This is a genomic window from Geobacillus sp. E263 (assembly GCF_007197795.1).
GTDB classification, from domain to species: domain Bacteria; phylum Bacillota; class Bacilli; order Bacillales; family Anoxybacillaceae; genus Parageobacillus_B; species Parageobacillus_B toebii.
The window spans coordinates 2,541,977-2,562,573 of sequence record NZ_CP041632.1 but is presented as its reverse complement, the minus strand read 5'-3'; the positions used below and the strand labels follow the sequence as shown (position 1 = coordinate 2,562,573).

At 41.3% G+C, this 20,597-nt stretch carries 22 protein-coding genes, 2 pseudogenes and 1 riboswitch; of the genes and pseudogenes, 18 read left to right on the top strand and 6 right to left on the bottom strand.

The features are described from left to right. Positions 1-9: 9 nt before the first annotated feature. Positions 10-942: a UDP-N-acetylmuramate dehydrogenase gene (gene murB / locus FNL97_RS13155; RefSeq protein ID WP_012749494.1), complete on the top strand. Its 933-nt coding sequence runs from the start codon at positions 10-12 to the stop codon at positions 940-942. A gap of 116 nt (positions 943-1,058) precedes the next feature. Here the strand turns inward: murB and FNL97_RS13150 are convergent, their stop codons facing one another. Continuing rightward, positions 1,059-2,318, bottom strand: a complete 1,260-nt coding sequence (locus tag FNL97_RS13150; protein WP_143415928.1) for a Glu/Leu/Phe/Val family dehydrogenase — start codon at positions 2,316-2,318, stop codon at positions 1,059-1,061. A 357-nt stretch (positions 2,319-2,675) separates the two neighbouring features. On the opposite strand from FNL97_RS13150, the gene FNL97_RS13145 reads away from it, so the two are divergent. From FNL97_RS13145 to menC, 11 genes and pseudogenes are all read left to right on the top strand, one after another. Then, complete coding sequence (locus FNL97_RS13145) at positions 2,676-3,617, top strand: diacylglycerol/lipid kinase family protein (RefSeq protein WP_143415927.1); 942 nt, start codon at positions 2,676-2,678, stop codon at positions 3,615-3,617. Positions 3,618-3,882: 265 nt separating this feature from the next. Further along, the gene (locus tag FNL97_RS13140; RefSeq protein WP_012749497.1) at positions 3,883-4,227 is read left to right on the top strand and encodes a DUF6176 family protein; all 345 of its coding nucleotides are present in this window, start codon (positions 3,883-3,885) and stop codon (positions 4,225-4,227) included. 104 nt (positions 4,228-4,331) lie between these two features. Beyond that, entirely contained in the window at positions 4,332-5,660 is a 1,329-nt protein-coding gene (locus tag FNL97_RS13135; RefSeq protein ID WP_143415926.1) for an MFS transporter, read from the top strand. Then, positions 5,624-5,713: pseudogene (locus tag FNL97_RS18755) on the top strand (hypothetical protein); the annotation flags it as partial. The gene FNL97_RS13135 and the pseudogene FNL97_RS18755, both read left to right, overlap by 37 nt. A 374-nt stretch (positions 5,714-6,087) precedes the next feature. After that, a riboswitch (Fluoride riboswitch) is annotated at positions 6,088-6,147 on the top strand. A gap of 58 nt (positions 6,148-6,205) precedes the next feature. Further along, entirely contained in the window at positions 6,206-6,604 is a 399-nt protein-coding gene (gene crcB, locus FNL97_RS13125; protein WP_062677664.1) for a fluoride efflux transporter CrcB, read from the top strand. Positions 6,605-6,616: 12 nt separating this feature from the next. Continuing rightward, positions 6,617-6,976 (top strand): fluoride efflux transporter CrcB, encoded by a 360-nt coding sequence (gene crcB, locus FNL97_RS13120; protein WP_143415925.1) that lies wholly within the window; start codon positions 6,617-6,619, stop codon positions 6,974-6,976. A 74-nt stretch (positions 6,977-7,050) separates the two neighbouring features. Then, entirely contained in the window at positions 7,051-7,803 is a 753-nt protein-coding gene (locus FNL97_RS13115; RefSeq protein ID WP_143415924.1) for a threonine/serine exporter family protein, read from the top strand. 18 nt (positions 7,804-7,821) lie between these two features. Beyond that, positions 7,822-8,253 (top strand): threonine/serine exporter family protein, encoded by a 432-nt coding sequence (locus FNL97_RS13110; RefSeq protein WP_143415923.1) that lies wholly within the window; start codon positions 7,822-7,824, stop codon positions 8,251-8,253. A gap of 186 nt (positions 8,254-8,439) precedes the next feature. Then, complete coding sequence (locus tag FNL97_RS13105) at positions 8,440-9,609, top strand: M20 peptidase aminoacylase family protein (RefSeq protein WP_143415922.1); 1,170 nt, start codon at positions 8,440-8,442, stop codon at positions 9,607-9,609. Further along, entirely contained in the window at positions 9,584-10,408 is an 825-nt protein-coding gene (locus FNL97_RS13100) for a GNAT family N-acetyltransferase (protein ID WP_143415921.1), read from the top strand. The genes FNL97_RS13105 and FNL97_RS13100 overlap by 26 nt, the downstream gene beginning before the upstream one ends. Before the next feature lie 16 nt (positions 10,409-10,424). Continuing rightward, the gene (gene menC / locus FNL97_RS13095; protein ID WP_143415920.1) at positions 10,425-11,540 is read left to right on the top strand and encodes an o-succinylbenzoate synthase; all 1,116 of its coding nucleotides are present in this window, start codon (positions 10,425-10,427) and stop codon (positions 11,538-11,540) included. A 182-nt stretch (positions 11,541-11,722) separates the two neighbouring features. Here the strand turns inward: menC and FNL97_RS13090 are convergent, their stop codons facing one another. Both FNL97_RS13090 and FNL97_RS13085 read right to left on the bottom strand, forming a co-directional pair. Then, entirely contained in the window at positions 11,723-13,264 is a 1,542-nt protein-coding gene (locus FNL97_RS13090; RefSeq protein ID WP_012749506.1) for a solute symporter family protein, read from the bottom strand. Next, complete coding sequence (locus tag FNL97_RS13085) at positions 13,264-13,605, bottom strand: DUF485 domain-containing protein (protein WP_143415919.1); 342 nt, start codon at positions 13,603-13,605, stop codon at positions 13,264-13,266. Before FNL97_RS13085 ends, FNL97_RS13090 begins: the two co-directional genes overlap by 1 nt. A 299-nt stretch (positions 13,606-13,904) precedes the next feature. On the opposite strand from FNL97_RS13085, the gene bcaP reads away from it, so the two are divergent. The 3 genes from bcaP to FNL97_RS13070 all read left to right on the top strand — a co-directional run bounded on the left by bcaP (position 13,905) and on the right by FNL97_RS13070 (position 17,496). Next, positions 13,905-15,335 carry a branched-chain amino acid transporter BcaP gene (gene bcaP / locus FNL97_RS13080; protein WP_143415918.1) on the top strand — a complete coding sequence of 477 codons (1,431 nt, stop codon included), beginning with the start codon at positions 13,905-13,907 and terminating at the stop codon, positions 15,333-15,335. A 161-nt stretch (positions 15,336-15,496) separates the two neighbouring features. Continuing rightward, the gene (gene sigI / locus FNL97_RS13075; RefSeq protein WP_233131633.1) at positions 15,497-16,243 is read left to right on the top strand and encodes an RNA polymerase sigma factor SigI; all 747 of its coding nucleotides are present in this window, start codon (positions 15,497-15,499) and stop codon (positions 16,241-16,243) included. Continuing rightward, complete coding sequence (locus FNL97_RS13070) at positions 16,240-17,496, top strand: anti-sigma factor domain-containing protein (RefSeq protein ID WP_143415917.1); 1,257 nt, start codon at positions 16,240-16,242, stop codon at positions 17,494-17,496. Before sigI ends, FNL97_RS13070 begins: the two co-directional genes overlap by 4 nt. Positions 17,497-17,533: 37 nt before the next feature. Here FNL97_RS13070 and FNL97_RS13065 read toward each other — a convergent pair whose 3' ends face one another. Both FNL97_RS13065 and FNL97_RS13060 read right to left on the bottom strand, forming a co-directional pair. Next, positions 17,534-17,743 carry an alpha/beta-type small acid-soluble spore protein gene (locus FNL97_RS13065; RefSeq protein ID WP_012749511.1) on the bottom strand — a complete coding sequence of 70 codons (210 nt, stop codon included), beginning with the start codon at positions 17,741-17,743 and terminating at the stop codon, positions 17,534-17,536. A 251-nt stretch (positions 17,744-17,994) separates the two neighbouring features. Next, positions 17,995-18,162, bottom strand: a pseudogene (locus FNL97_RS13060) (DUF3905 domain-containing protein); the annotation flags it as partial. Positions 18,163-18,266: 104 nt separating this feature from the next. Here FNL97_RS13060 and FNL97_RS18045 point away from each other — a divergent pair. Genes FNL97_RS18045 through FNL97_RS18035 form a run of 3 tightly spaced genes read left to right on the top strand, consistent with a single transcriptional unit; the run spans position 18,267 to position 18,711 of the window. Next, positions 18,267-18,407, top strand: a complete 141-nt coding sequence (locus FNL97_RS18045) for a hypothetical protein (RefSeq protein WP_167317820.1) — start codon at positions 18,267-18,269, stop codon at positions 18,405-18,407. Next, on the top strand, positions 18,407-18,568 hold the full coding sequence (gene ykzP / locus FNL97_RS18040; RefSeq protein WP_012749514.1) for a protein YkzP: 162 nt from the start codon (positions 18,407-18,409) through the stop codon (positions 18,566-18,568). The genes FNL97_RS18045 and ykzP overlap by 1 nt, the downstream gene beginning before the upstream one ends. Further along, positions 18,565-18,711: a hypothetical protein gene (locus FNL97_RS18035; RefSeq protein WP_172713556.1), complete on the top strand. Its 147-nt coding sequence runs from the start codon at positions 18,565-18,567 to the stop codon at positions 18,709-18,711. Before ykzP ends, FNL97_RS18035 begins: the two co-directional genes overlap by 4 nt. 9 nt (positions 18,712-18,720) lie before the next feature. On the opposite strand, the gene FNL97_RS13055 is transcribed toward FNL97_RS18035, so the two are convergent. Continuing rightward, the gene (locus FNL97_RS13055; protein ID WP_012749516.1) at positions 18,721-20,493 is read right to left on the bottom strand and encodes a B12-binding domain-containing radical SAM protein; all 1,773 of its coding nucleotides are present in this window, start codon (positions 20,491-20,493) and stop codon (positions 18,721-18,723) included. Positions 20,494-20,597: the final 104 nt, after the last annotated feature.

Genomic DNA, 20,597 nt, shown 5'->3' with positions numbered 1-20,597 from the left:
GGAAAGGCAATGTATACAAATGAAATGATTTATCAAGAATTAGTGCAAATTTGCGGGAAAGAAAATGTCTTGCGGGATGAACCGCTGAAATATCATACATTAGTCAAAATTGGCGGCAAGGCGGATTTCCTTGTCTGGCCAACAACATATGAGCAAGTAATGGAAGTCGTTCGGTTAAAAGAAAAATATCAGCTTCCTTTTACACTGCTTGGCAACGGGTCGAACGTCATCGTGCGTGACGGCGGCATTCGCGGCATTGTGATGCAATTAAAACATCTTACAGAAATCAAAGTGGAAGGGGAAAAAATCATCGCCCAAAGCGGCGCCGATATTAAAGCCGTTTCCCGGTTTGCGCTAGAACATAGCTTAACGGGACTCGAGTTTGCATGCGGCATTCCGGGATCTATCGGCGGCGCGATTATGATGAATGCGGGCGCCTACGGCGGAGAAGTCAAAGACGTGATTGATCATGTGAAGGTTATCACACAAACAGGAGAATGTAAGATTTTGAAAAAAGATGATTTGCAGCTCGGTTATCGAACAAGCATTATTAGCAAGACACATGATATCGTGTTAGAGGCAGTATTTCAGCTTAAAAAAGGCGATCCGCAAAAAATTAAAGAAAAAATGGACGATTTAACGTTCCAGCGCGAATCAAAACAGCCGCTTGAGTATCCGTCTGTCGGCAGTGTATTTAAACGACCTCCTGGCTATTTTGCGGGCAAACTTATTCAAGACAGCGGCCTGCAAGGAAAAGGAGTCGGCGGTGCGGAAGTATCGACGAAGCATGCTGGTTTCATTATTAATAAAAACAACGCCACCGCTTCCGACTATATTGCAACCATTGAAATGGTGCGGAAGACGGTAAAAGAGAAATTCGGCGTTGATCTTGAATTAGAGGTGAAAATTATCGGGGAGGATATAAAACAGCAACAACAATAACAGAAATTCGGTCCGAACTCACAAACGAGTTCGGATTTTTTGTTGAAAAGAGAATAATAGAGACAGAAAAAACAAAGCCCCCAAGTGAGGCTTCGTTTCAAAACTGCTTCTAGTTTTTATACCCAGCCGCGCGCTTTCATCGCCTCTGTGATTCGTTTTAACGAAATGATGTAAGCGGCTGTGCGCAAATCGGTTTCATGTTCTTCCGCTGCTTCATAAACGGCGTGGAAGCTTTGCACCATGATGTTTGCTAATTTTTTGTTCACCTCTTCTTCGCTCCAGTAATAGTTCATTAAATTTTGCACCCATTCAAAATACGATACGGTTACGCCGCCTGCGTTCGCAAGAATATCAGGGATGACGATAATTCCTTTCTCTGTGAGAATGCGGTCTGCCTCCGGAGAGATTGGGCCATTTGCCGCTTCGGCGATGATTTTCGCTTGAACTCGGTCGGCGTTTTTTGATGTGATCGCGTTTTCCAAAGCGGCAGGAATTAAAATGTCTACTTTCAGTTCCAGTAAAGCGGAAGGATCGATTTGATATTCCGCGCCGTAGTCGAGCAAAGTGAGATGATCTTTCAAATATTCCACTTTCGCTATATCCAATCCGTTCGGGTCATAAATGGCGCCTTTGGAATCGCTGACAGCGACGATTTTGCATCCCAGTTCCGCAAGCAGCTTGGCGGCGATTCTTCCCGCGTTTCCGAATCCTTGAATCGCGACGGTCGCGTCTTTTAACGGACGTCCGAGTTTTTTCATCGCTTCTTGAATCGTAATGACACAACCGCGTGCGGTTGCTTCATTTCTTCCTTTCGATCCCCCAATGATGAGCGGTTTTCCTGTAATGACGCCTGGGGAGAAAGATTGATTGATGCGACTATATGTATCCATCATCCAGCCCATAATTTGCGAATTTGTATAAACGTCAGGTGCAGGAATATCTTTATCCGGACCGATGATTTGCGAAATGGCTTCGATAAATCCGCGGCTGACTCGTTCTAATTCCCCACGGCTTAATGTTTGCGGGTCACAGACGACTCCGCCTTTTCCGCCGCCGTAAGGAAGTCCGACGACAGCGCATTTAAATGACATCCACATCGATAATGCCTTTACTTCATCAAGTGTAACATCAGGGTGAAAGCGGATACCTCCTTTAGTAGGGCCTAAAGCATCGTTATGCTGAGCGCGATATCCTTCGAATACTCTGATGGAACCATCGTCCATTTTGACAGGGAATGATACGGAGAGAACTCGCATCGGTCTTTTTAAAATTTCAATGATGTGCGGTTCTAAACCTAGTTTCGCTGCCGCTGTTTCAATTTGTTTTTTGACGATTTCATACGGATTTAAGTTTTCTTTTGTTACAATCATAGGCATTTCCTCCTTCTGATGATGAATGATGCAGCATGATCATAGACGGTAGCTTATTGGTTTAGCAGATTATTACCATACTACCATATACTTTTATATTTATTCAATTAAAATTTTAAATTATCAAACAACTATGTGTTTATTGTATCATTTTACATTATTATGGGAATATTGCAAAACTAGATTTAAAGGCTCGAAGTGATAGATAAGGATGGCACGCATGCAGTAAATTTGTTGGATATTACTTCATAAAAATTAAAATTAAAGAAATAATGTACAATAGCGTTAATTTAATGTATATGCACATAAACATACAGCATCCTTGAGAAAAATTGATAACGGAGTTTTTATGGGGGAGAAAGGATGAAACTTTATTTTATTGTCAACCCAGCGGCGAAAAATGGGCGGTGCAAAAAGGTATGGAAAAGATTAGAGAAAGTTCTTCGCCAAAAACATATTTCATATGAAGTATTTTTTACAGAAAAACAAGGTGATGGAAAACAAATCGCCAGGCAAATCGTTGAGAGTACGAGTGAAACTGCCGCCATTATTGCTGTCGGCGGCGACGGCACGGTTCATGAAGTCGCTAATGGTGTCTTTCCGTTTAAGCACGGTATTGTTGGCTATATACCAGCAGGCACAGGCAATGACTTTTCGCGCGGCATCCGCATTCCGAATCATCCTCGAAAAGCGTTGGAGCACATTCTCTTATTACTGAAAAGCCATTGTTTTTCTGCCTGTGATATTGGCCGATTTGCAGGTCTGCATGTACAAGAAGGGGTGTTTGTGAACAATTTAGGCTGCGGTTTTGATGCGCAAATTTCGCGAAAAGTAAATCGCTCCAAACTAAAGTCGTTGTTCAATCGCCTTTCTCTTGGCAAATTTGTCTATGTGTTCTATTTAATGAAAGAATTAATTTTCTACCAGCCGGGCAAAGTAGTTTTGCAGATTGATGGGGAGAAGCATTTATTTGAGCGGACTTGGCTTGTCACGATATCGAACCATCCCTATTATGGTGGAGGAATGAAAATAGCGCCGTCCGCAAAATCAGATGATGGCCTGTTCCATATCATTGTCGTTGATCAAATATCGCGGTTAAAAATATTGCTGTTATTTGTGACGGTTTTTTGGGGAGGGCATATAAAAATGAAGGAAGTGAAAGTGTTTGCCGGGAAACACATTCACATACATACTAGCTCTCTTCTTCCTTTGCATGCCGATGGGGAAAATATCGGCTCTGGGAGCGTTACTGTTTGTGTGCAAGAGAATGCGCTGTCTGTGATCGCGCAAAGGCAAACTAGTTAAGTGTAAAATTATAGAAGGAATGATATAGATAGGAAGCGAAATAGAGTAGAAAGATAAGGTGAAAAACGAACGTCTAAGCAAGGGATGCTGCTCGATGTAGTATGCTATATCATTTTTCTGTTAGTTGTCTGGCATGTGGCGCACGGTCACATTGATGACTATTATGCGACGCTTATCTCCACCGTTTTCGGCATGGCATACAAGATATACTGCTTTCTTTCTATATTTTGAAGCTCATCAATAAATAGAAAGGTGGAAGCATGAGATGAAAGTAGAATTAAGCAAATTTCGCGTAAAGGAAGGAAAATCGAAGCGGGTGGATGAATGGATGGAATTATTAAACACACATATGAACGAGGTGCTGTTGACGCTCAAAGATGAAAAAATGCATGTCGAAGCGATCTTCCGCGAGCGAAATGAGGAAGGAGAGTTTCTTTACTGGTTCTCTGTTCAGGGAGAAGGCGGGATTTCCGTAGAAGAGTCCGAACACGAAATTGATAAAAAACATTTGGCGTTCTGGTATGAGTGTATTGATGAGGAATATAACGAACCTGTGATCACGACAGAAGTAGTGATGATTCCAGAGCATATTCGTAAGGCGATGGAGTAAGCAAGTTTGAGAAGTTAATCATGAATCTAATTTTTTATTTTATTTTCTTAATATTTAAAATAAAATATTATTGTCAAGGGACAACAAAGAATGGGGGAATAACGGTGGATAAGGGAGTATCACGTCGTGTGCTAGTAGCGAGTCTTGTCGGGAGTTCGATCGAATGGTTTGATTATTTCTTGTATGGAACGGTCGCTGCGCTTGTATTTAATCAGTTGTTTTTCCCGAGCGAAGATCCGACCGTAGGGCTGCTTTTATCCTATGCATCATTCGCTCTTTCCTTCTTTATTCGCCCGTTAGGCGGCGTTGTGTTCAGCCATATTGGCGATAAGATTGGACGGAAGAAGACATTGATTTTCACATTAAGCTTAATGGGACTCGCAACCGCGGGGATGGGGCTTCTTCCGACGTATGAAACAATAGGTGTATGGGCGCCGATTTTATTAATTTTACTTCGCCTTGTGCAAGGAATCGGCCTTGGCGGTGAATGGGGCGGCGCGTTGTTGCTCGCGGTTGAGTATGCTCCGAAAGAAAGACGCGGATTTTTCGGCAGCATTCCACAAATGGGTGTGACGATTGGACTGTTGCTTGGAACGTTTGTCATGTCATTAATGACGATGATGCCTAATGATGCCTTTATGTCATGGGGCTGGCGGATTCCGTTTTTGCTAAGCACGCTGCTTGTCTTTTTTGGATTATGGATTCGCAAAGGGATTGATGAGACACCGTCATTTAAGAAAGTTCAAGAAAAAGGAGAAATTGCGAAAGTTCCGTTATTGGAGACGTTGAAGACACAGTGGAAAGAAGTGTTAATCGCGGTGGGAGGAAAAGTTGTTGAAACAGCTCCATTCTATATTTTTGGAACGTTTATCGTTTCTTATGCGACAACGTATCTAGGATTTTCGAAAACCGCTACATTAAATGCGGTAACGATTGCGACTGTGATCACGACGATTTTAATTCCGGTCATGGGCAGCTGGTCCGATAAAATTGGACGCAAACCGCTTTATATCGGTGGAACGATTTTAATGATATTGTATGCGTTTCCGTACTTTTGGTTACTGCAGCAAGGCTCAGTAACACTGATGATTATCGCGACGGTAATTGGACTTGGAATTATTTGGGCGCCGATTACTGCTGTGTTAGGGACGATGTTTTCCGAAATATTTAAATCAAACGTGCGCTATACAGGGATTACACTTGGATATCAAATCGGCGCCGCGGTTGCGGGCGGAACGGCTCCGCTTATTGCGACAGCGCTGTTAGCGGAATATGACGATTCTTATGTTCCAGTCGCTCTTTATATCATCATTACCTCGATTATTTCTTTAATCGCTGTTTGGGTTGTGCGCGATCGTAAAAATGAGGTTTTAGATCAAGATGTAACAAACGAAGTACAGGAGCAGTCAGTGCCATTGCCACGAAATATCTAGCCAGACGTGACGCTTCCCGGCTTGCGGTCATTGGAACGGGAGCGATGGCGCGATAAAAGGCAGAAGAGGTCTTTATCAAGCCCTAAATATAAAAACTTAAAGCACATATTAGCCATGTTATGTGCCATAGTTTATAAACCTTTTCGTAATTGAAATCCGTCTTTTTTGCCTAAAAAGGAGAAAGGGAAAAAGAATCGTTCCAGGGACATAGAAAGATGGAAAAGTAAGGAGAGTAACTAGTCATAAGTTCGGTGATGAACGAAGAAGGATGATGACGAAAGTTTGGGGTTGTCACAATAAATGTTTCCATACGTGATCAGTGCAGAAGAATAAGAAGAAAAAAACAGATGGCTGGTAAAAACATAGACAGCCAAGGGAGAAACTGCGCAAATTGGCAATGAGATATCTTTTTGTTATAATAACGGACAGAGTAATAGGCGATGGAGTTCGCTAAACTATCGTTCGGGCTGATGACTCCTACCAGTAAATCAATTATTGGTAGGAGTTTGTTTTTTGGATAAATTGAAGGAAAAGGGGTATTGTTCGTGATTTATGTCGTCGTTGGTCTTGCCGGCATTGTCGGCGCGCTGCTTCGCTATTATTTAGGATTGTTTGTGGGCGCCTTATGGAACGGGTTGTTTCCTTTGGCAACATGGCTGGCCAATATAATTGGCTGTTTTGCGTTAGGATGGCTGACTGCTTATTTGCCTCGGCTGCGCAATCTTCCTCCTTATGTTGTGACAGGACTAGGAACGGGATTAGTAGGATCGTTTACGACTTTTTCGACGTTCAGCGTCGAGACGGTTCAGTTGCTTCACACGTCTCATTTAGAGTTAGCGTTGTTCTACGTTTTCCTCAGCATGTGCGGCGGGCTGCTTATGGCATGGATCGGATTTCGCCTTGGACACGGCCGCTTGCATGCACAAAAAGAGGCGGCGGAATAAGGAGGAGATCTTATGTTATGGAACAGCGCACTGGTGGCGATCGGAGGGTTTTTCGGCGCGATTGCGCGCTTTGGCATCAGCAATTGGATCAAACAGAAGTATCCTTCTTCTTTTCCGCTTGCTACATTATTAGTCAATTTAATCGGATCTTTTTTGCTTGGATATATTATAGGAAAAGGATGGAATGATTCGTGGAAGCTTCTTTTCGGAACAGGATTTATGGGGGCATTTACGACTTTTTCCACATTCAAGCTAGAAAGTATGGCTTTTTATATTCATAAGCAATGGAAAATGTTTGTTTTGTATCTTGCATTAAGCTATATACTCGGTCTGCTTCTTGCTTTTCTTGGCATGAAAGCAGCAAGTGTGTAAAACAGTATCTCCTATTGTCTAACATTATATTTTTTTGTAATATCACAAGTAAAGTATGGATGGAGAGATAGAGAATGCCGACTTACCCTGATCGTACAAACGATATTGTCGATCTTTGTCTGTTAGCGGGAAAAATTATGCTCGAAAGCGGCGGGGAAACATATCGCGTGGAAGATACGATGATGCGTATTGCTGCTTCCTTTGGCATTCCCCGTTCGCACAGTTATGTTACGCCGACGGGAATTATTTTTTCGATTGACCGAATGAATTCCACGCAGTTTATTCGCATCATAGAACGTTCGACCGACTTGCAAAAAGTTGCGCTTGTGAACAATATTTCCCGGCGGATTAGCAATGGGGAGTTATCGCTTGATGAGGCATACAAGCTGCTAAAAGAAGTGGAAGCGCAAAAATTTGCCTATCCGCTTTGGCTCCAAGTTATAGCGGCGGCGATTGCGAGCGGATGTTTTGCCGTCATGCTTGGCGGATGGAACAACTTTTTTCCTTCGCTTCTTGCCGGAGGAGCGGGATTTTATTGTTTTGAGATGATTCACCGCCTTGTAAAAATACGATTTTTCGCTGAATTTTTTGCATCGTTTATCAGCGGCGGATTGGCCATGATTCTTGTTGCGATTGGGTTGGGGGCGAATTTAGATAAAATCATTATTGGATCTGTCATGCCGTTAGTGCCGGGACTAGTGATTACGAACGCGGTGCGTGATTTAATGGCGGGACATTTTCTCGCTGGGTTGTCCAAGGGTGCGGAAGCATTTTTAACAGCGTTTGCCATCGGTACCGGTATTGCTCTCATTTTATCGATTCGTTAATGGTAAGGGGAAGTGCCGATGATCATACAACAATTATTGACAAGTTTTATTGCTTCAGCAGCGTTTGGGATTATTTTTAACATTCCAAAGAAATTGTTAATCAATAGCGGATTTGTCGGAATGGTTGGATGGATGATTTATTTTTTATTTGCCGAACATCAATTAAATGATGTTGCCGCTACGTTTATTGCGGCTTTCTTTGTTGCGATGATCAGCACCATATTTGCAAGAATATATAAGACGCCAGTTACGATTTTTAGTGTTTCCGGAATTATTCCGCTTGTTCCAGGGGGGCTGGCGTTTGAAGCGATGCGCCACGTCGTTTTCAACGACTACAATACGGCGATATCGCTCGCGGCGAAAGCGTTTATGATTTCTGGAGCGATTGCCATGGGATTGATTTTTTCTGAAGTGATTAATCAGCTTGTCAAACGGAAGTGGAAATCCTAACTCTCTACAAAGAGAGGTAGGATTTTTTTGTGCTGCTGTTATGAACATAAACCGTTTTTTGTTCGTTAATTAACTTGCACAGGTTGCAACATTTTTTTTGAATATTATAATATGTGTAACAACTATTTTCGAAGCACATTTGATGTTTCGCCATTGTTTGCAAATATATCATCGGGGGAGAGCATAATGAGACAAATGATTCATGCGATGAAGGAAGAATTATGGGAGATTTTTGACCACCTTCATCGTCATCCGGAAGTTAGTTGGGAAGAGTGGAAAACGACGGAGTTTATTAAGCAGCAACTGATTCAAGAAGGATATCGTGCCAACACGTTTTCCGATTGTCCGGGAGTGATTGGGGAAATCGGCAGCGGACCGTTTACGGTCGGATTGCGCAGCGATATGGATGCGCTTTGGCAAGAAGTAAATGGAGCATGGCAAGCAAACCATGCATGTGGGCATGATGCACATATGACAATGGTATTAGGGGTTGCCAAACTGTTTAATCGCATCGGTTATAAGCCGCCTGGAACATTGAGGTTTCTTTTTCAACCAGCAGAAGAAAAAGGAACAGGAGCATTGAAGTTTTTGGAAAAAGGAGTTATCGATGATATTGACTTTTTATACGGTGTTCATTTGCGGCCGATTCAAGAAGTAAAAAGCGGTTATGCTGTTCCCGCGATTTTGCACGGAGCAGCGCAATGCATTGATGGAGAAATTAAAGGAGTTGCCGCGCATGCGGCAAGACCGCACCTTGGAGTCAATGTCATTGAAGTTGGGAGTGCGATCGTACAAGAGCTGAGCAAAATCCATATTGATCCACAAGTGCCTGCATCGATCAAAATGACAAGATTTCATGCAGGAGAAAAAAATGCGAACATCATTCCAGATCATGCGGAATTTTCGCTTGATTTGCGAGCGCAAACGAACGAGGCGATGGAACAGTTGGTAGAAGGATTGAATCACGTGGTGAAAGGGATTGCATCTATTTATGATGCGGATATTCAGCTTTATTCAGGAGTTCGTATTGCCGCTGCGCGGCCGCATCCACAAGCACAGCAATTAATGGAGCGTGCCATTGTTGCTACGTTAGGAGAAGAAAAATGTCTGCCGCCAGTAGTCACTTCAGGTGGGGAGGATTTCCATTTTTATTCATTGATGAAACCACAGTTAAAAACGACGATGCTAGGGCTTGGTTGTGATTTAAAACCGGGATTGCACCATCCGCAAATGACGTTCCGCCGCGAAGATTTATTATCTGGTATTGAAATATTAGCAAGAGTCATCATGGAAACGTTTGAGCATTTTGCACCACGAGGGGAGACAGAAAGTGCGTATCTCACTACAAAAAATTGACACGATCGAACAACTTGAAGAAATGGCGCAACTAGAAGCGGAAGTGTGGGGAACAAGCCCAATTCCTACCCATCAAACGTTAACGGTGGCGAAAAACGGCGGCATTATTATCGGTGCTTTTATTGATGGAAAAATGGTCGGATTTGTGTATAGTTTTCCCGGATATCAAGATGGGGAAACGTATCTTTGTTCGCATATGCTCGGGATTGCTGAACCATTTCGTGATCAAGGAATAGGTTATATGTTAAAAATGAAACAGGCACAAGAAGCAATCAAGCAAGGATATCGTACGATTCGTTGGACATACGATCCGCTCCAAAGCAGAAACGGCTATCTTAACATTGCAAAGTTAGGAGCGATTTGCTCACAGTATATCGAAAATTGTTACGGTGAAATGGATGATGCTCTAAATAAGCATTTACCGTCGGATCGATTTATTGTGGAGTGGCTTCTAGGGAGCCGATATTTACAAGAGAGAGGCCGCTTTTTTTCAAGACTGAAGTGGTCGCCAGAAAAGATGGTGCTTGATTGGAAACAAAACAACACCGGTGACCCAGAAGCGATTTGGAAAGAGGAACCTATTCATCATGACCAGCCGTTTTTGCTTGTGCCTATTCCCCTTCAGTTTCAACGATTAAAAGAGGCGGATAATGAATTAGCACTTGATTGGCGTTATAAGACACGTGATGTTTTTGTTCGCCTCTTCCGTGAAGGATGGGTGGTTGCACATATCGTTCGAAAAGATGATGAACCTGTTTTATACTACGTTTGTGTGAAACGGAATGAATTGCCGTTATAATTAGGGGGAAAGTTTCATGGAAATCAAAGTGAAACAAGTCATACTGCGCCACTTGCAAATGGAACTAAAGTCGCCGTTTACCACAAGTTTCGGTTCGTTTCAGAAGAAGGAGTTTATTTTAGTGGAAGCGATAGATGAAGATGGTATATCAGGATGGGGGGAATCGGTGGCCTTCCCTTCACCTTGGTATAATGAAGAAACCGTAAAAACGAATTGGCATATGATAGAAGATTTTTTATTGCCTCTTTTATTTCAAGCGCCAATTGCTCATCCAGAAGAGTTGCAGCAACGTTTCTCCGTCATTCGCAAAAATCAAATGGCAAAAGCGGCGATAGAAGGGGCAATATGGGATTTATTTGCCAAAAAACAACAACTGCCGTTACATAAAGCTCTCGGTGGAAATAAGAAACGTATTGAAGTAGGGGTAAGCATTGGCATTCAAAAAAGCATCGATGATTTATTACGTATTATCGAACGGTATATACAAGAAGAATATCGGCGCATCAAAATAAAAATTAAACCCGGGTGGGACGTTGAGGTTGTCAAAGAAGTTCGTCGCCGTTTTCCAGATGTTCCGCTCATGGTCGATGCAAACTCTGCTTATTCGTTAGAAGATATCGATCGATTAAAGGCGTTGGATGAGTTTCAGCTAATGATGATTGAACAGCCGCTTGCTCCTGATGATATTGTAGATCATGCAACATTGCAGGCACAGTTAAATACGCCAATCTGTTTAGATGAAAGCATTCATTCCGCTGAAGATGCAAGGAAAGCCATTCAGCTTGGCAGTTGTCGAATTATCAATATAAAAATTGGCCGTGTCGGAGGATTGGCGGAGGCGAAGCGTATTCACGATATTTGTAAGGAGAACGATATTCCTGTCTGGTGCGGCGGCATGTTAGAAGCTGGTGTCGGAAGAGCACACAATATTGCCATTACGACATTAGATAATTTTACGTTGCCTGGTGATACAGCCGCTTCTTCCCATTACTGGACGAAAGATATTATCGTTCCTGAAGTCACTGTTCATCATGGAACGATTACAGTACCGGAAAAGCCGGGCATCGGTTATGATGTCGATCGGCAGCAAGTAGATATTTATACAAGTTATGCTAAGATGTACCACGCTTAACTTCTCATCCCGAACATGAATCTTAGTGTTCGGGCTTTCTTATTGCAAATTAAAGAAGACTTTGTTGGATAGACCGCGGATAACTGAAATAGGGCAATAAGAACACAAATAGTGGCAAGAGTAAAAAGAAGCTGGATTGGAAAGGATGCGCTCTTTCCAATCCAGAAGAATGGTTCATTGCGTTAGTTTGCTAATTCTTTTATTCCTGTATTCGCTTTCACAAGAATTTCATCAAATTTCTTGCTGTCGGCGTTTTTCGAGGAAAGAAGTGTGCCAACAATCGATGCGATGAATCCTAATGGTATTGAAACGATACCAGGGTTTGCAAGTTTAAAAAGCGGTTCACCGACAAGAATAGCAGCTCCTGGTTCCGGCGACCAAACGTTTGGGCTGAAGAAGACGAGCAACAACGCACTGAATAATCCAACAAGCATTCCTGCAATAGCTCCTGTTGTATTAAAACGGCGCCAGAAAATCGTTAATACGATAATCGGCAAGTTGGCGCTCGCGGCAACAGCAAATGCCAATGAGACGAGGAAAGCGACATTCATTTTTTGAGCGAATAACGCTAAAAGAATGGATAAAACGGATACACCAACAGACGCCCAGCGCGCCGCAACCATCTGTTCTTTTTCCGTTGCTTCGCCGCGGCGAAGAATGTGGCTATAAAAGTCATGGGCAAATGCCGACGCGGCTGATAGGACAAGTCCAGCAACGACAGCTAAAATAGTGGCAAATGCGACTGCCGATACAAACGCGAATAGGAAATCACCGCCGAGCACTTCGGCTAATAATGGAGCTGCCATGTTTCCAGCAGGGTTTGCGGCGACAATTTTGTCATAACCAACGAAGGCCGCGGCCCCAAATCCTAAGAAAATCGTTAATACGTAAAAGATTCCGATAATCCATGTGGCATAGACGACCGATTTGCGAGCAGTTGGTGCATCTTTTACTGTGAAGAAGCGGATTAAAATGTGTGGAAGCCCTGCTGTTCCTAGGATGAGTGCTAAATTTAATGAGATTGTATCAAGCGGATCTTTAAATTTATTGCCAGGGTTGAGGAATGCTTCGCCCAGTGGTGTGGCTGTTTTTACTTCGTTAAACATTTTTATGAGGTTGAAATCAAATTTCGCAAAGACAATGATCGAAATGATAAACGTACCAACCATTAGCAAGACTGCTTTCACGATTTGCACCCAGCTCGTCGCCGTCATGCCGCCAAAAACGACGTAAACCGTCATGAGTACGCCAACAATGAGGACAGAGTAAACGTAATCAATCCCTAATAATAGCTTAATGAGACCGCCAGCTCCAACAAGCTGAGCAATCATGTAAAAAATGGAGATGGAAATCGTATTCAGCGCGGCAACACCGCGCACTTTTTTGTCATCAAACCTTGCTGCAATCATGTCAGCCATCGTATATTTTCCAAGGTTGCGCAGCGGTTCGGCGACAATATAAAGAACGACTAAATAGGCAACAAGGAAGCCAATACTATAGAAAAAGCCGTCAAATCCAAATAATGCAATCATTCCTGCAATTCCTAGGAATGAGGCAGCAGACATATAGTCGCCGGCAATGGCCAAACCGTTTTGCCAGCCTGTTAAGCTGCTGTCTGCTGTGTAAAACTCGCTCGTTGTTCTTGTTCTTTTTGAAGCGAAGTAAGTGATGACCAGCGTCAGAGCCACAATGATTAAAAAGAGGAAAAAGGCTAAGCCATGCATTACAAGTTTCCTCCTTCTTTCACTTCTTGTTTCATTTGCTCGACGATTTCATCAAATTTTGCTGCGCGCTTAGAGTAAAGCATGCATAATGCCCATGTCATAATAAATTGCGCAAATGCAAACACCCATGCCCAGCTAATTGGGCCGATCGCAGAAGAATTTAACACGTTAGAATAAGACGTTAAAACCGGAAGGGCAAAGTAAAACACGAAGAAGAATAGCGTTGCTGGCAAAATAAAGTTTTTCTTTGCGCGCATGAGATGTTGAAAAGATGAAGATTGAGCAATTTGGCTATAATCAATTGCCGAGCGGTTTTCGAAAGAACGCTCTTGCACAGCCATGAAAATCCCCCCTTAATTCTTATTTGATAATAAATTGAAACAATGCGCCTCCTTTCATTGTTCATAAAATTGTCACAAATTTATTATATAGTTATCTGAAAAATTTGTAAATTATAAATTTTGTATATCTTTGGATTATGGATGCGAAAAAATTTATAACTTTAACGCTTAAAATGGCAAAAATTTTTTGCTGTTTTTGTTATTTTCTAACTTTACAAAAATTATTGAATAGCGTAAAATCCTTATTGTATTGTACTATTCAACAAATTTCTACAAAAAGCGACAAGGAGAGACATCTTATGAATTTGTTTCGAAAAAAATCGATCCAGATGCTTTTACACGAAGCTGGCCGAAAAGGTGCCTCTTTAAAAAAAGATTTAGGAGCATTTGATTTAACGATGCTCGGCATTGGTGCTATTATTGGTACAGGAATTTTTGTATTAACGGGAGTTGCCGCTGCCGAACACGCCGGTCCTGCACTTGTACTTTCCTTTATTCTTTCTGGTCTTGCCTGCGTTTTTGCCGCGCTTTGTTACGCGGAATTCGCTTCAACAGTGCCGGTGTCTGGCAGCGCTTACACATATAGTTATGCGACGTTTGGGGAATTAATCGCTTGGATTTTAGGATGGGATTTAATCTTAGAATATGGTGTGGCATCTTCAGCAGTGGCGGTTGGATGGTCTGGTTACTTCCAAGGACTGCTTTCCGGATTTGGCATTGAGCTTCCAAAAGCATTGACAAACGCATATGATCCGGCAAAGGGAACATTTATCGATTTACCTGCAATTTGTATTATTCTTTTCATTACGTTTTTGTTGAATCTTGGCGTAAAAAAATCTGCCCGTTTTAATGCGATTATGGTTGTGATTAAAGTCGTTGTCGTATTATTGTTCCTCGCTGTCGGTGTATGGTATGTAAAACCGGAAAACTGGTCGCCATTTATGCCGTTTGGATTTTCCGGAGTAGCAACTGGCGCCGCAACTGTCTTTTTTGCATATATCGGTTTTGACGCGGTTTCGACCGCGGCGGAAGAAGTGCGTAATCCGCAGCGAAACATGCCGATAGGAATCATTGCGTCTTTATTTATTTGTACTTTGTTATATATTGCTGTTTCCCTTGTACTGACAGGAATTGTTCCGTATGATCAATTAAATGTAAAAAATCCTGTCGCTTTTGCGTTAAGCTATATCAACCAAGATTGGGTTGCCGGTTTTATTTCGTTAGGAGCGATTGCTGGGATTACGACGGTGCTGCTTGTTATGCTATATGGACAAACTCGTCTATTTTACGCAATTAGCCGTGACGGTTTGCTTCCGAAAGTATTCTCGAGAGTGAATCCAGTTCGGCAGGTGCCATATGTGAACACTTGGCTTACAGGAATCATTGTTTCGGTATTTGCGGGAGTGATACCTTTAAATAAGCTTGCAGAATTGACAAATATCGGCACATTGTTTGCGTTCATTACCGTTTCCGTCGGCGTACTTGTTTTACGGAAAACGCAGCCGCATTTAAAACGCGCCTTTCGGGTTCCGTTCGTTCCAGTTATTCCATTATTGGCCGTCGCGTTTTGCGGGTATTTAGTTCTTCAGCTTCCTCCAATGACGTGGATTGGTTTTGTATCATGGCTTGCAATCGGCCTTGTCATTTACTTCTTGTATGGGCGCAAACATAGCACGCTGAATAATGTAGAAAAAGCAACAGAGGAAAAAATCAGGATAATAAATGGCTAAGAGGGACCTTTGCCCTAATGGCAAAGGTCTTTTTTTCTTATTAATAAAGGGGTCTTAATAAGAAAAATGTAACAAAATTCCGATTGAATGACGATCAAAATTACGCTAACATGTACGAATGATATCCTTAGGGAGGCTAGTTCGTCTCTTTAACAAATGGGGTGGAATCCATGTTTAGCATATTATTTTCATTAAAGAAGGAGAGAACGATTGAGCAAACAGTTCATGAAATTCAACAAGGAAATAAAGTATTGCATAATCAATTAATTCAACAATATAAACCTTTTATTGCCAAGACGGTTTCAAATGTGTGCAAACGATTTATTCACGAAGGGGATGACGAACTAAGCATCGGTTTAATCGCATTTAATGAAGCCATTGAAAAATACGCACCTCATAAAGGAGGTTCGTTTATTTCTTTTGCCGAACTGCTTATTAAAAGGCGCTTAATCGATTACATTCGTAAAGAAGCAAAAGAGAAGAACATTATTTTACATACAAATGAAGATGAGGAAAATTCAGCCCAAACATACTTGGATACGAAATTATCCATGGATGAATTTTACAAGCAAGTGGAGCAAGAACATCGTCGCGAAGAAATTATTCATTATCAACAAGTGTTAAAGGAATTTGGGATTCATTTTCATGACCTTATCGAACAGTCGCCAAAACATAAAGATGCGCGAATAAATGCGATTAATGTCGCTAAATTGTTAGTTGAAGATGAGGAAATGCTCGAATGGCTTTTTCGAAAAAAGCAATTACCGATTAAACAACTGCAAAATATTGCCGAAGTAAGCCGAAAAACGATAGAGAGAAATAGAAAATATATTATTGCGGTGGCGATTATTTTAGCTGGGGATTATGTTTATTTAAAGGATTATATAAAAGGGGTGCTTCCATCGTGAAAAAAGGGATCGTATTAGAATTAGACGAAGAGTTTGTCACATTATTAACGACTGAGGGGGAATTTATTCAAGTAAAAAAAGATGGAGATTATGAAATAGGAGAAGAGATTGAAGCGCAGGTGATAAAAAGGCCCATTGTTCGTCGTCGTTCATTTCGATATGTCATAACAAGCTTGGTGGCGGCGGTGGTACTTTTAGTTACAACATTATTTCATTTTCCTTCTAATGAAGTGTACGCTTACATGTCGATTGATATTAATCCAAGCATCGAAGTTGGAGTGGATGAGCAGCTAAAAGTGTTAAAATTAAAGGCTTACAACGAGGAAGGAAAAAGGATTGTTTCACAGCTTTCTCATTGGAAGAAAAAAGAGTTTGTTGATATTACCATGGAAATTATTGAATTAAGTATGCAAAAAGGATATTTGCAAGAAGGGGGTCAAGTATTGATTACAGCGGTGGAGAGAAAACACCGTGCTGCATCTTCACGGGAGCTTTCTACAGAATTAAAGAAAATCCAACATTCGTATCAGCAGAAAAACATTATCGTAAAGACAGAAGAAAGCACGATGGAAGTACGAAATAAAGCGGTAAAAAAGGGAGTGACAACGGGAAAACTGCTGCAAATTGAACAAAAAATGAAGACGGTTTCACCAGAGTCGACAAAAGCGAAAAAACTAGAAAAACCGTTGGAACAAAATGATGGAGAGAATGAATATCCGATGGACAATCATTCATTAAACAAAAAAGATGAGAAGAATCAGAAAAAAAATAAAGATAATGGTAATCAAAAGGGGGAACATCGGAGGAACAACCATTCATTAAACGAAAAAGATGAGAAGAATCGAGGGAACAACCATTCATTGCAAAAGAAAGATAAACAGAAACGGGAAGAAAATAATAGTAATGAAAAGAAATATCCATTCGAGGAAAAAGATGAACAAAAAAAAAGTAACGATAAGGAACAGGGTGAAAATGGCAAAAATCATAAATCATCCGCAAAAAATAATAAATATCATAACAGCGACCGATCGGATGATCGCCACCTGAAACATTATCCAAAAAAGAGCGATAGCCAGAACCAGCATCACCGCAATCATTCATCCTCATATGATCATCATTGGAAACATCATCAAAAAAACAATAAACAGGACGAGCATCATTGGAAACGAGACTATGACAAGAACTTCGAAAAATCATTCGAACGTGGTAAACATGAAAAGGAAAATATACATAAAAATGAGAAAAACGATTAATAAAGCCGAGTCCATTCACTCGGCTTTAATCGCCATTTTATTCGGTTTTTTGGAAAGCAGATCCGGAAAGTTGGCTTTGTGCTTGTGCGACTAACCGTTTTGTAATTTCGCCGCCGACAGAGCCATTTGCGCGAGAAACCGTATTTGCTCCTAATTGTACGCCAAATTCTTGGGCAATTTCATATTTTATTTGATCTAACGCTTGTTCAATTCCAGGAACAAGCAATTTATTGCTTGATCTTGCCATTGTTTTCAGCCTCCTCATGTTTAAAATGTGTTGCATGTTTAGTATATGGAATTAGAATAGTTGTATAATGGGAATTAAAGGTTTTTAAGGGTAGGTTTGGTATAAATTTGTGATGAGAAAGTTGTGTGGAGTAAATGATTATTATTATAGAAAATGGAAGAATATGTATCTTACCTCATTGTAGGCAAGATATTTTGCACTGTATGCTTCATGAAAAAACGGAAATGATAAACATAAACGTGTAACATAAATAAAGGCAGATTTGGCGAGTTATATTTGCTGTCGCCGATTACGACACCATATTTATTGACAAATGGAGGCTGTGTTTTTATGCCAGTTCCCTTAAATGATGGAGCATGGATTTGATGAGGCATTGTCTCATCAAGAATTGGCGATTCGACTTTTTTAACTTGATCCATGTGGATATCACCTCGATTATAGTGTGAGCAAAAATATATATGGTTATGAATAAACCGTACAGTGTTTAAGGGAAAATAAGAAAAATGGCAAAGGGTGATGCCCGTTGAAAAACAGTTCATTTCCAGTTGCTGACCTGAAAGAGCAGACGTTAAAAAAAGTGCAAGAGCTGGAAAAACGGTTGCGTGAAGAAACAGGAGAAGAAATCATCTTAATCGCTTATAAACATGAGAGGGGGAGTAAGTAATGAAGCGAAAAGTGAAGTTTAATGCAGCGAAAAACAATAACAAAACGCCGACAGAAAGCTTACCGGATACAGAATTTGCAGCGCAGTATGCGGGAGAAGAAGACATGAGCCGCGGAGCGAACCGCAATTCGAAAAAAGCGCGCCAAGGAGATGGACAATGAAGATGAGAGAAGAAAAACGAGAACGCCAACATAACGAAGCACGCGAGGAAATGGCGTTTGAATTTGGCGATTTTAACGCCCATCAGCCGCTTCAGCTAATGGAAGAGAGAAAACAACAGAAAAAAGCGAAAGAGAAAAAGTAGGGATAAACCCTACTTTTTTATTGCGGCATTTGAAAAGGAAGATAGCGGGGCGGAAAAAATTTTCGTTTGCAATTGGACGGGATCAAAATAAGCAATCATCACCGTTGGGGTCAGACGTATTTCCTTTGTTTTCAGATAATGGCCGATGTCAAATTCGATTATTTCCATGACCGTATGTTTAAATAATTTTTTTTCATTCAATTCCAGTGAGACGAATTCGTTCCCTAATTGTTCCGGATGTTCGAGCAGCTGGCGATAAAGCGAGGAACGCAGCGATTTGTCCGTTTTTTCTTCCCACCATGGTTTGCGCGGCTTATGTTTTTGATTGCGTAAATAGTCATATTTCATTAACGCTTCAATGATTGGAAGTTCATCCAGTTTTTTTGTCTGCAAAAATTCATGTAGACGGCGGAATAAGTCTTCAAGCTGATGCCCGATTTTCGCCCAGCCGCGTTCGTCCCAGTATGTGCCAAATTCTTGGAAGAAATCAAATGGCGATGGGAATACGTTTGTTACTAAATATTCGATCGTTTCATCCATCCGATGCGCATTCCAATATTTTTCTAACACATCTTCTACTTGTTTAATGCGGATGATGTCATCAAAAGAAAGCACATTATTTTGCAATACTTCATATGGTGCGTGATCCATAAATACGTAGCCGTAGTCTTTTGCGCGCAGGCGAAGGCCGGTGCCGCGAAGCATTTTTAAAAAGCCTAGCTGCAATTCTTCCGGACGGAGTGCGAAAACGTCGTTAAACGTTTTTCGGAATGATGTATAGTCCTCTTCCGGAAGTCCGGCAATTAAATCGAGATGTTGAGCAATTTTTCCGCCTTCTTTCACCATCATCACAGTGCGGGTTAATTTTTCAAAATTTTGTTTGCGCATGACAAGCCGGTTTACTTCATCATTTGTTGATTGCACACCGATTTCAAAGCGGAACAGTCCTGGTGGTGCTTCTTTGTTTAAAAACTCGATGACTTCCGGACGCATAATGTCTGCTGTAATTTCAAATTGAAATACGGTTCCCGGAACGTGTTCATCAATAAGAAATTGAAACATATCCATCGCATAGCTTCGGCTGATGTTAAACGTACGGTCGACGAATTTAATCGTGCGCGCTCCATGCTTCATTAAATAGCGGATATCTTCTTTAATTTTTTCCCGGTCGAAATAGCGGACTCCGACTTCGATCGATGATAAGCAAAACTGGCAGCTGAACGGGCAGCCGCGGCTCGTTTCGATATACGTAATGCGTTTCGGTAAATGTGGAATATCTTCTGGAAAACGAAATGGTGATGGCATATCGGCTAAGCGAATTTTATTTCGCTGCGGATTAATAAAGATGTCCCCATGATGGCGAAACGCGAGCCCGTGGACGTTGTGGAAGTTGCGATCTCCATGCATCTCCATCAAAAATTGTTTAAACGTTTCTTCCCCTTCACCGATGACAATAAAATCAAACTCCGGCACGGTTTCCATCCATTCGCGCACGTCATAGGACACTTCTGGACCGCCGACGACAATGGTGATATCAGGAGCGATCTTTTTTAACATTTTTACGACTTTAATGGTTTCTTCGATATTCCAAATATAGCAGCTAAATCCGATAATATCTGGTTTTCTTCGATAAAGGTCGGTCACGATGTTCATCGCCGGATCTTTAATCGTATATTCGACAAGCTTTATATCAAACTCTGGCTGGGCGTATGCCTTTAAGTAGCGAATCGCTAAATTCGTATGAATATATTTCGAGTTTAATGTCGTACAAATAATATTCATCGAAATAAACCCCTTTACGAGAGCATTGTAAAACAACATTTCAATATAACATATTTTAGACAAAAGAAAAAGAAGAAAAACTTGTCGAACATTGAAAAAATTTA

Coding starts and splice junctions, on each gene's coding strand:
- murB (WP_012749494.1), top strand. CDS start 10: ATGTATACAAATGAAATGATTTATCAAGAATTAGTGCAAATTTGCGGG.
- FNL97_RS13150 (WP_143415928.1), bottom strand. CDS start 2,318: ATGCCTATGATTGTAACAAAAGAAAACTTAAATCCGTATGAAATCGTC.
- FNL97_RS13145 (WP_143415927.1), top strand. CDS start 2,676: ATGAAACTTTATTTTATTGTCAACCCAGCGGCGAAAAATGGGCGGTGC.
- FNL97_RS13140 (WP_012749497.1), top strand. CDS start 3,883: ATGAAAGTAGAATTAAGCAAATTTCGCGTAAAGGAAGGAAAATCGAAG.
- crcB (WP_143415925.1), top strand. CDS start 6,617: ATGTTATGGAACAGCGCACTGGTGGCGATCGGAGGGTTTTTCGGCGCG.
- FNL97_RS13115 (WP_143415924.1), top strand. CDS start 7,051: ATGCCGACTTACCCTGATCGTACAAACGATATTGTCGATCTTTGTCTG.
- FNL97_RS13110 (WP_143415923.1), top strand. CDS start 7,822: ATGATCATACAACAATTATTGACAAGTTTTATTGCTTCAGCAGCGTTT.
- FNL97_RS13105 (WP_143415922.1), top strand. CDS start 8,440: ATGAGACAAATGATTCATGCGATGAAGGAAGAATTATGGGAGATTTTT.
- menC (WP_143415920.1), top strand. CDS start 10,425: ATGGAAATCAAAGTGAAACAAGTCATACTGCGCCACTTGCAAATGGAA.
- FNL97_RS13090 (WP_012749506.1), bottom strand. CDS start 13,264: ATGCATGGCTTAGCCTTTTTCCTCTTTTTAATCATTGTGGCTCTGACG.
- FNL97_RS13085 (WP_143415919.1), bottom strand. CDS start 13,605: ATGGCTGTGCAAGAGCGTTCTTTCGAAAACCGCTCGGCAATTGATTAT.
- bcaP (WP_143415918.1), top strand. CDS start 13,905: ATGAATTTGTTTCGAAAAAAATCGATCCAGATGCTTTTACACGAAGCT.
- FNL97_RS13065 (WP_012749511.1), bottom strand. CDS start 17,743: ATGGCAAGATCAAGCAATAAATTGCTTGTTCCTGGAATTGAACAAGCG.
- ykzP (WP_012749514.1), top strand. CDS start 18,407: ATGAAGCGAAAAGTGAAGTTTAATGCAGCGAAAAACAATAACAAAACG.
- FNL97_RS18035 (WP_172713556.1), top strand. CDS start 18,565: ATGAAGATGAGAGAAGAAAAACGAGAACGCCAACATAACGAAGCACGC.
- FNL97_RS13055 (WP_012749516.1), bottom strand. CDS start 20,493: ATGAATATTATTTGTACGACATTAAACTCGAAATATATTCATACGAAT.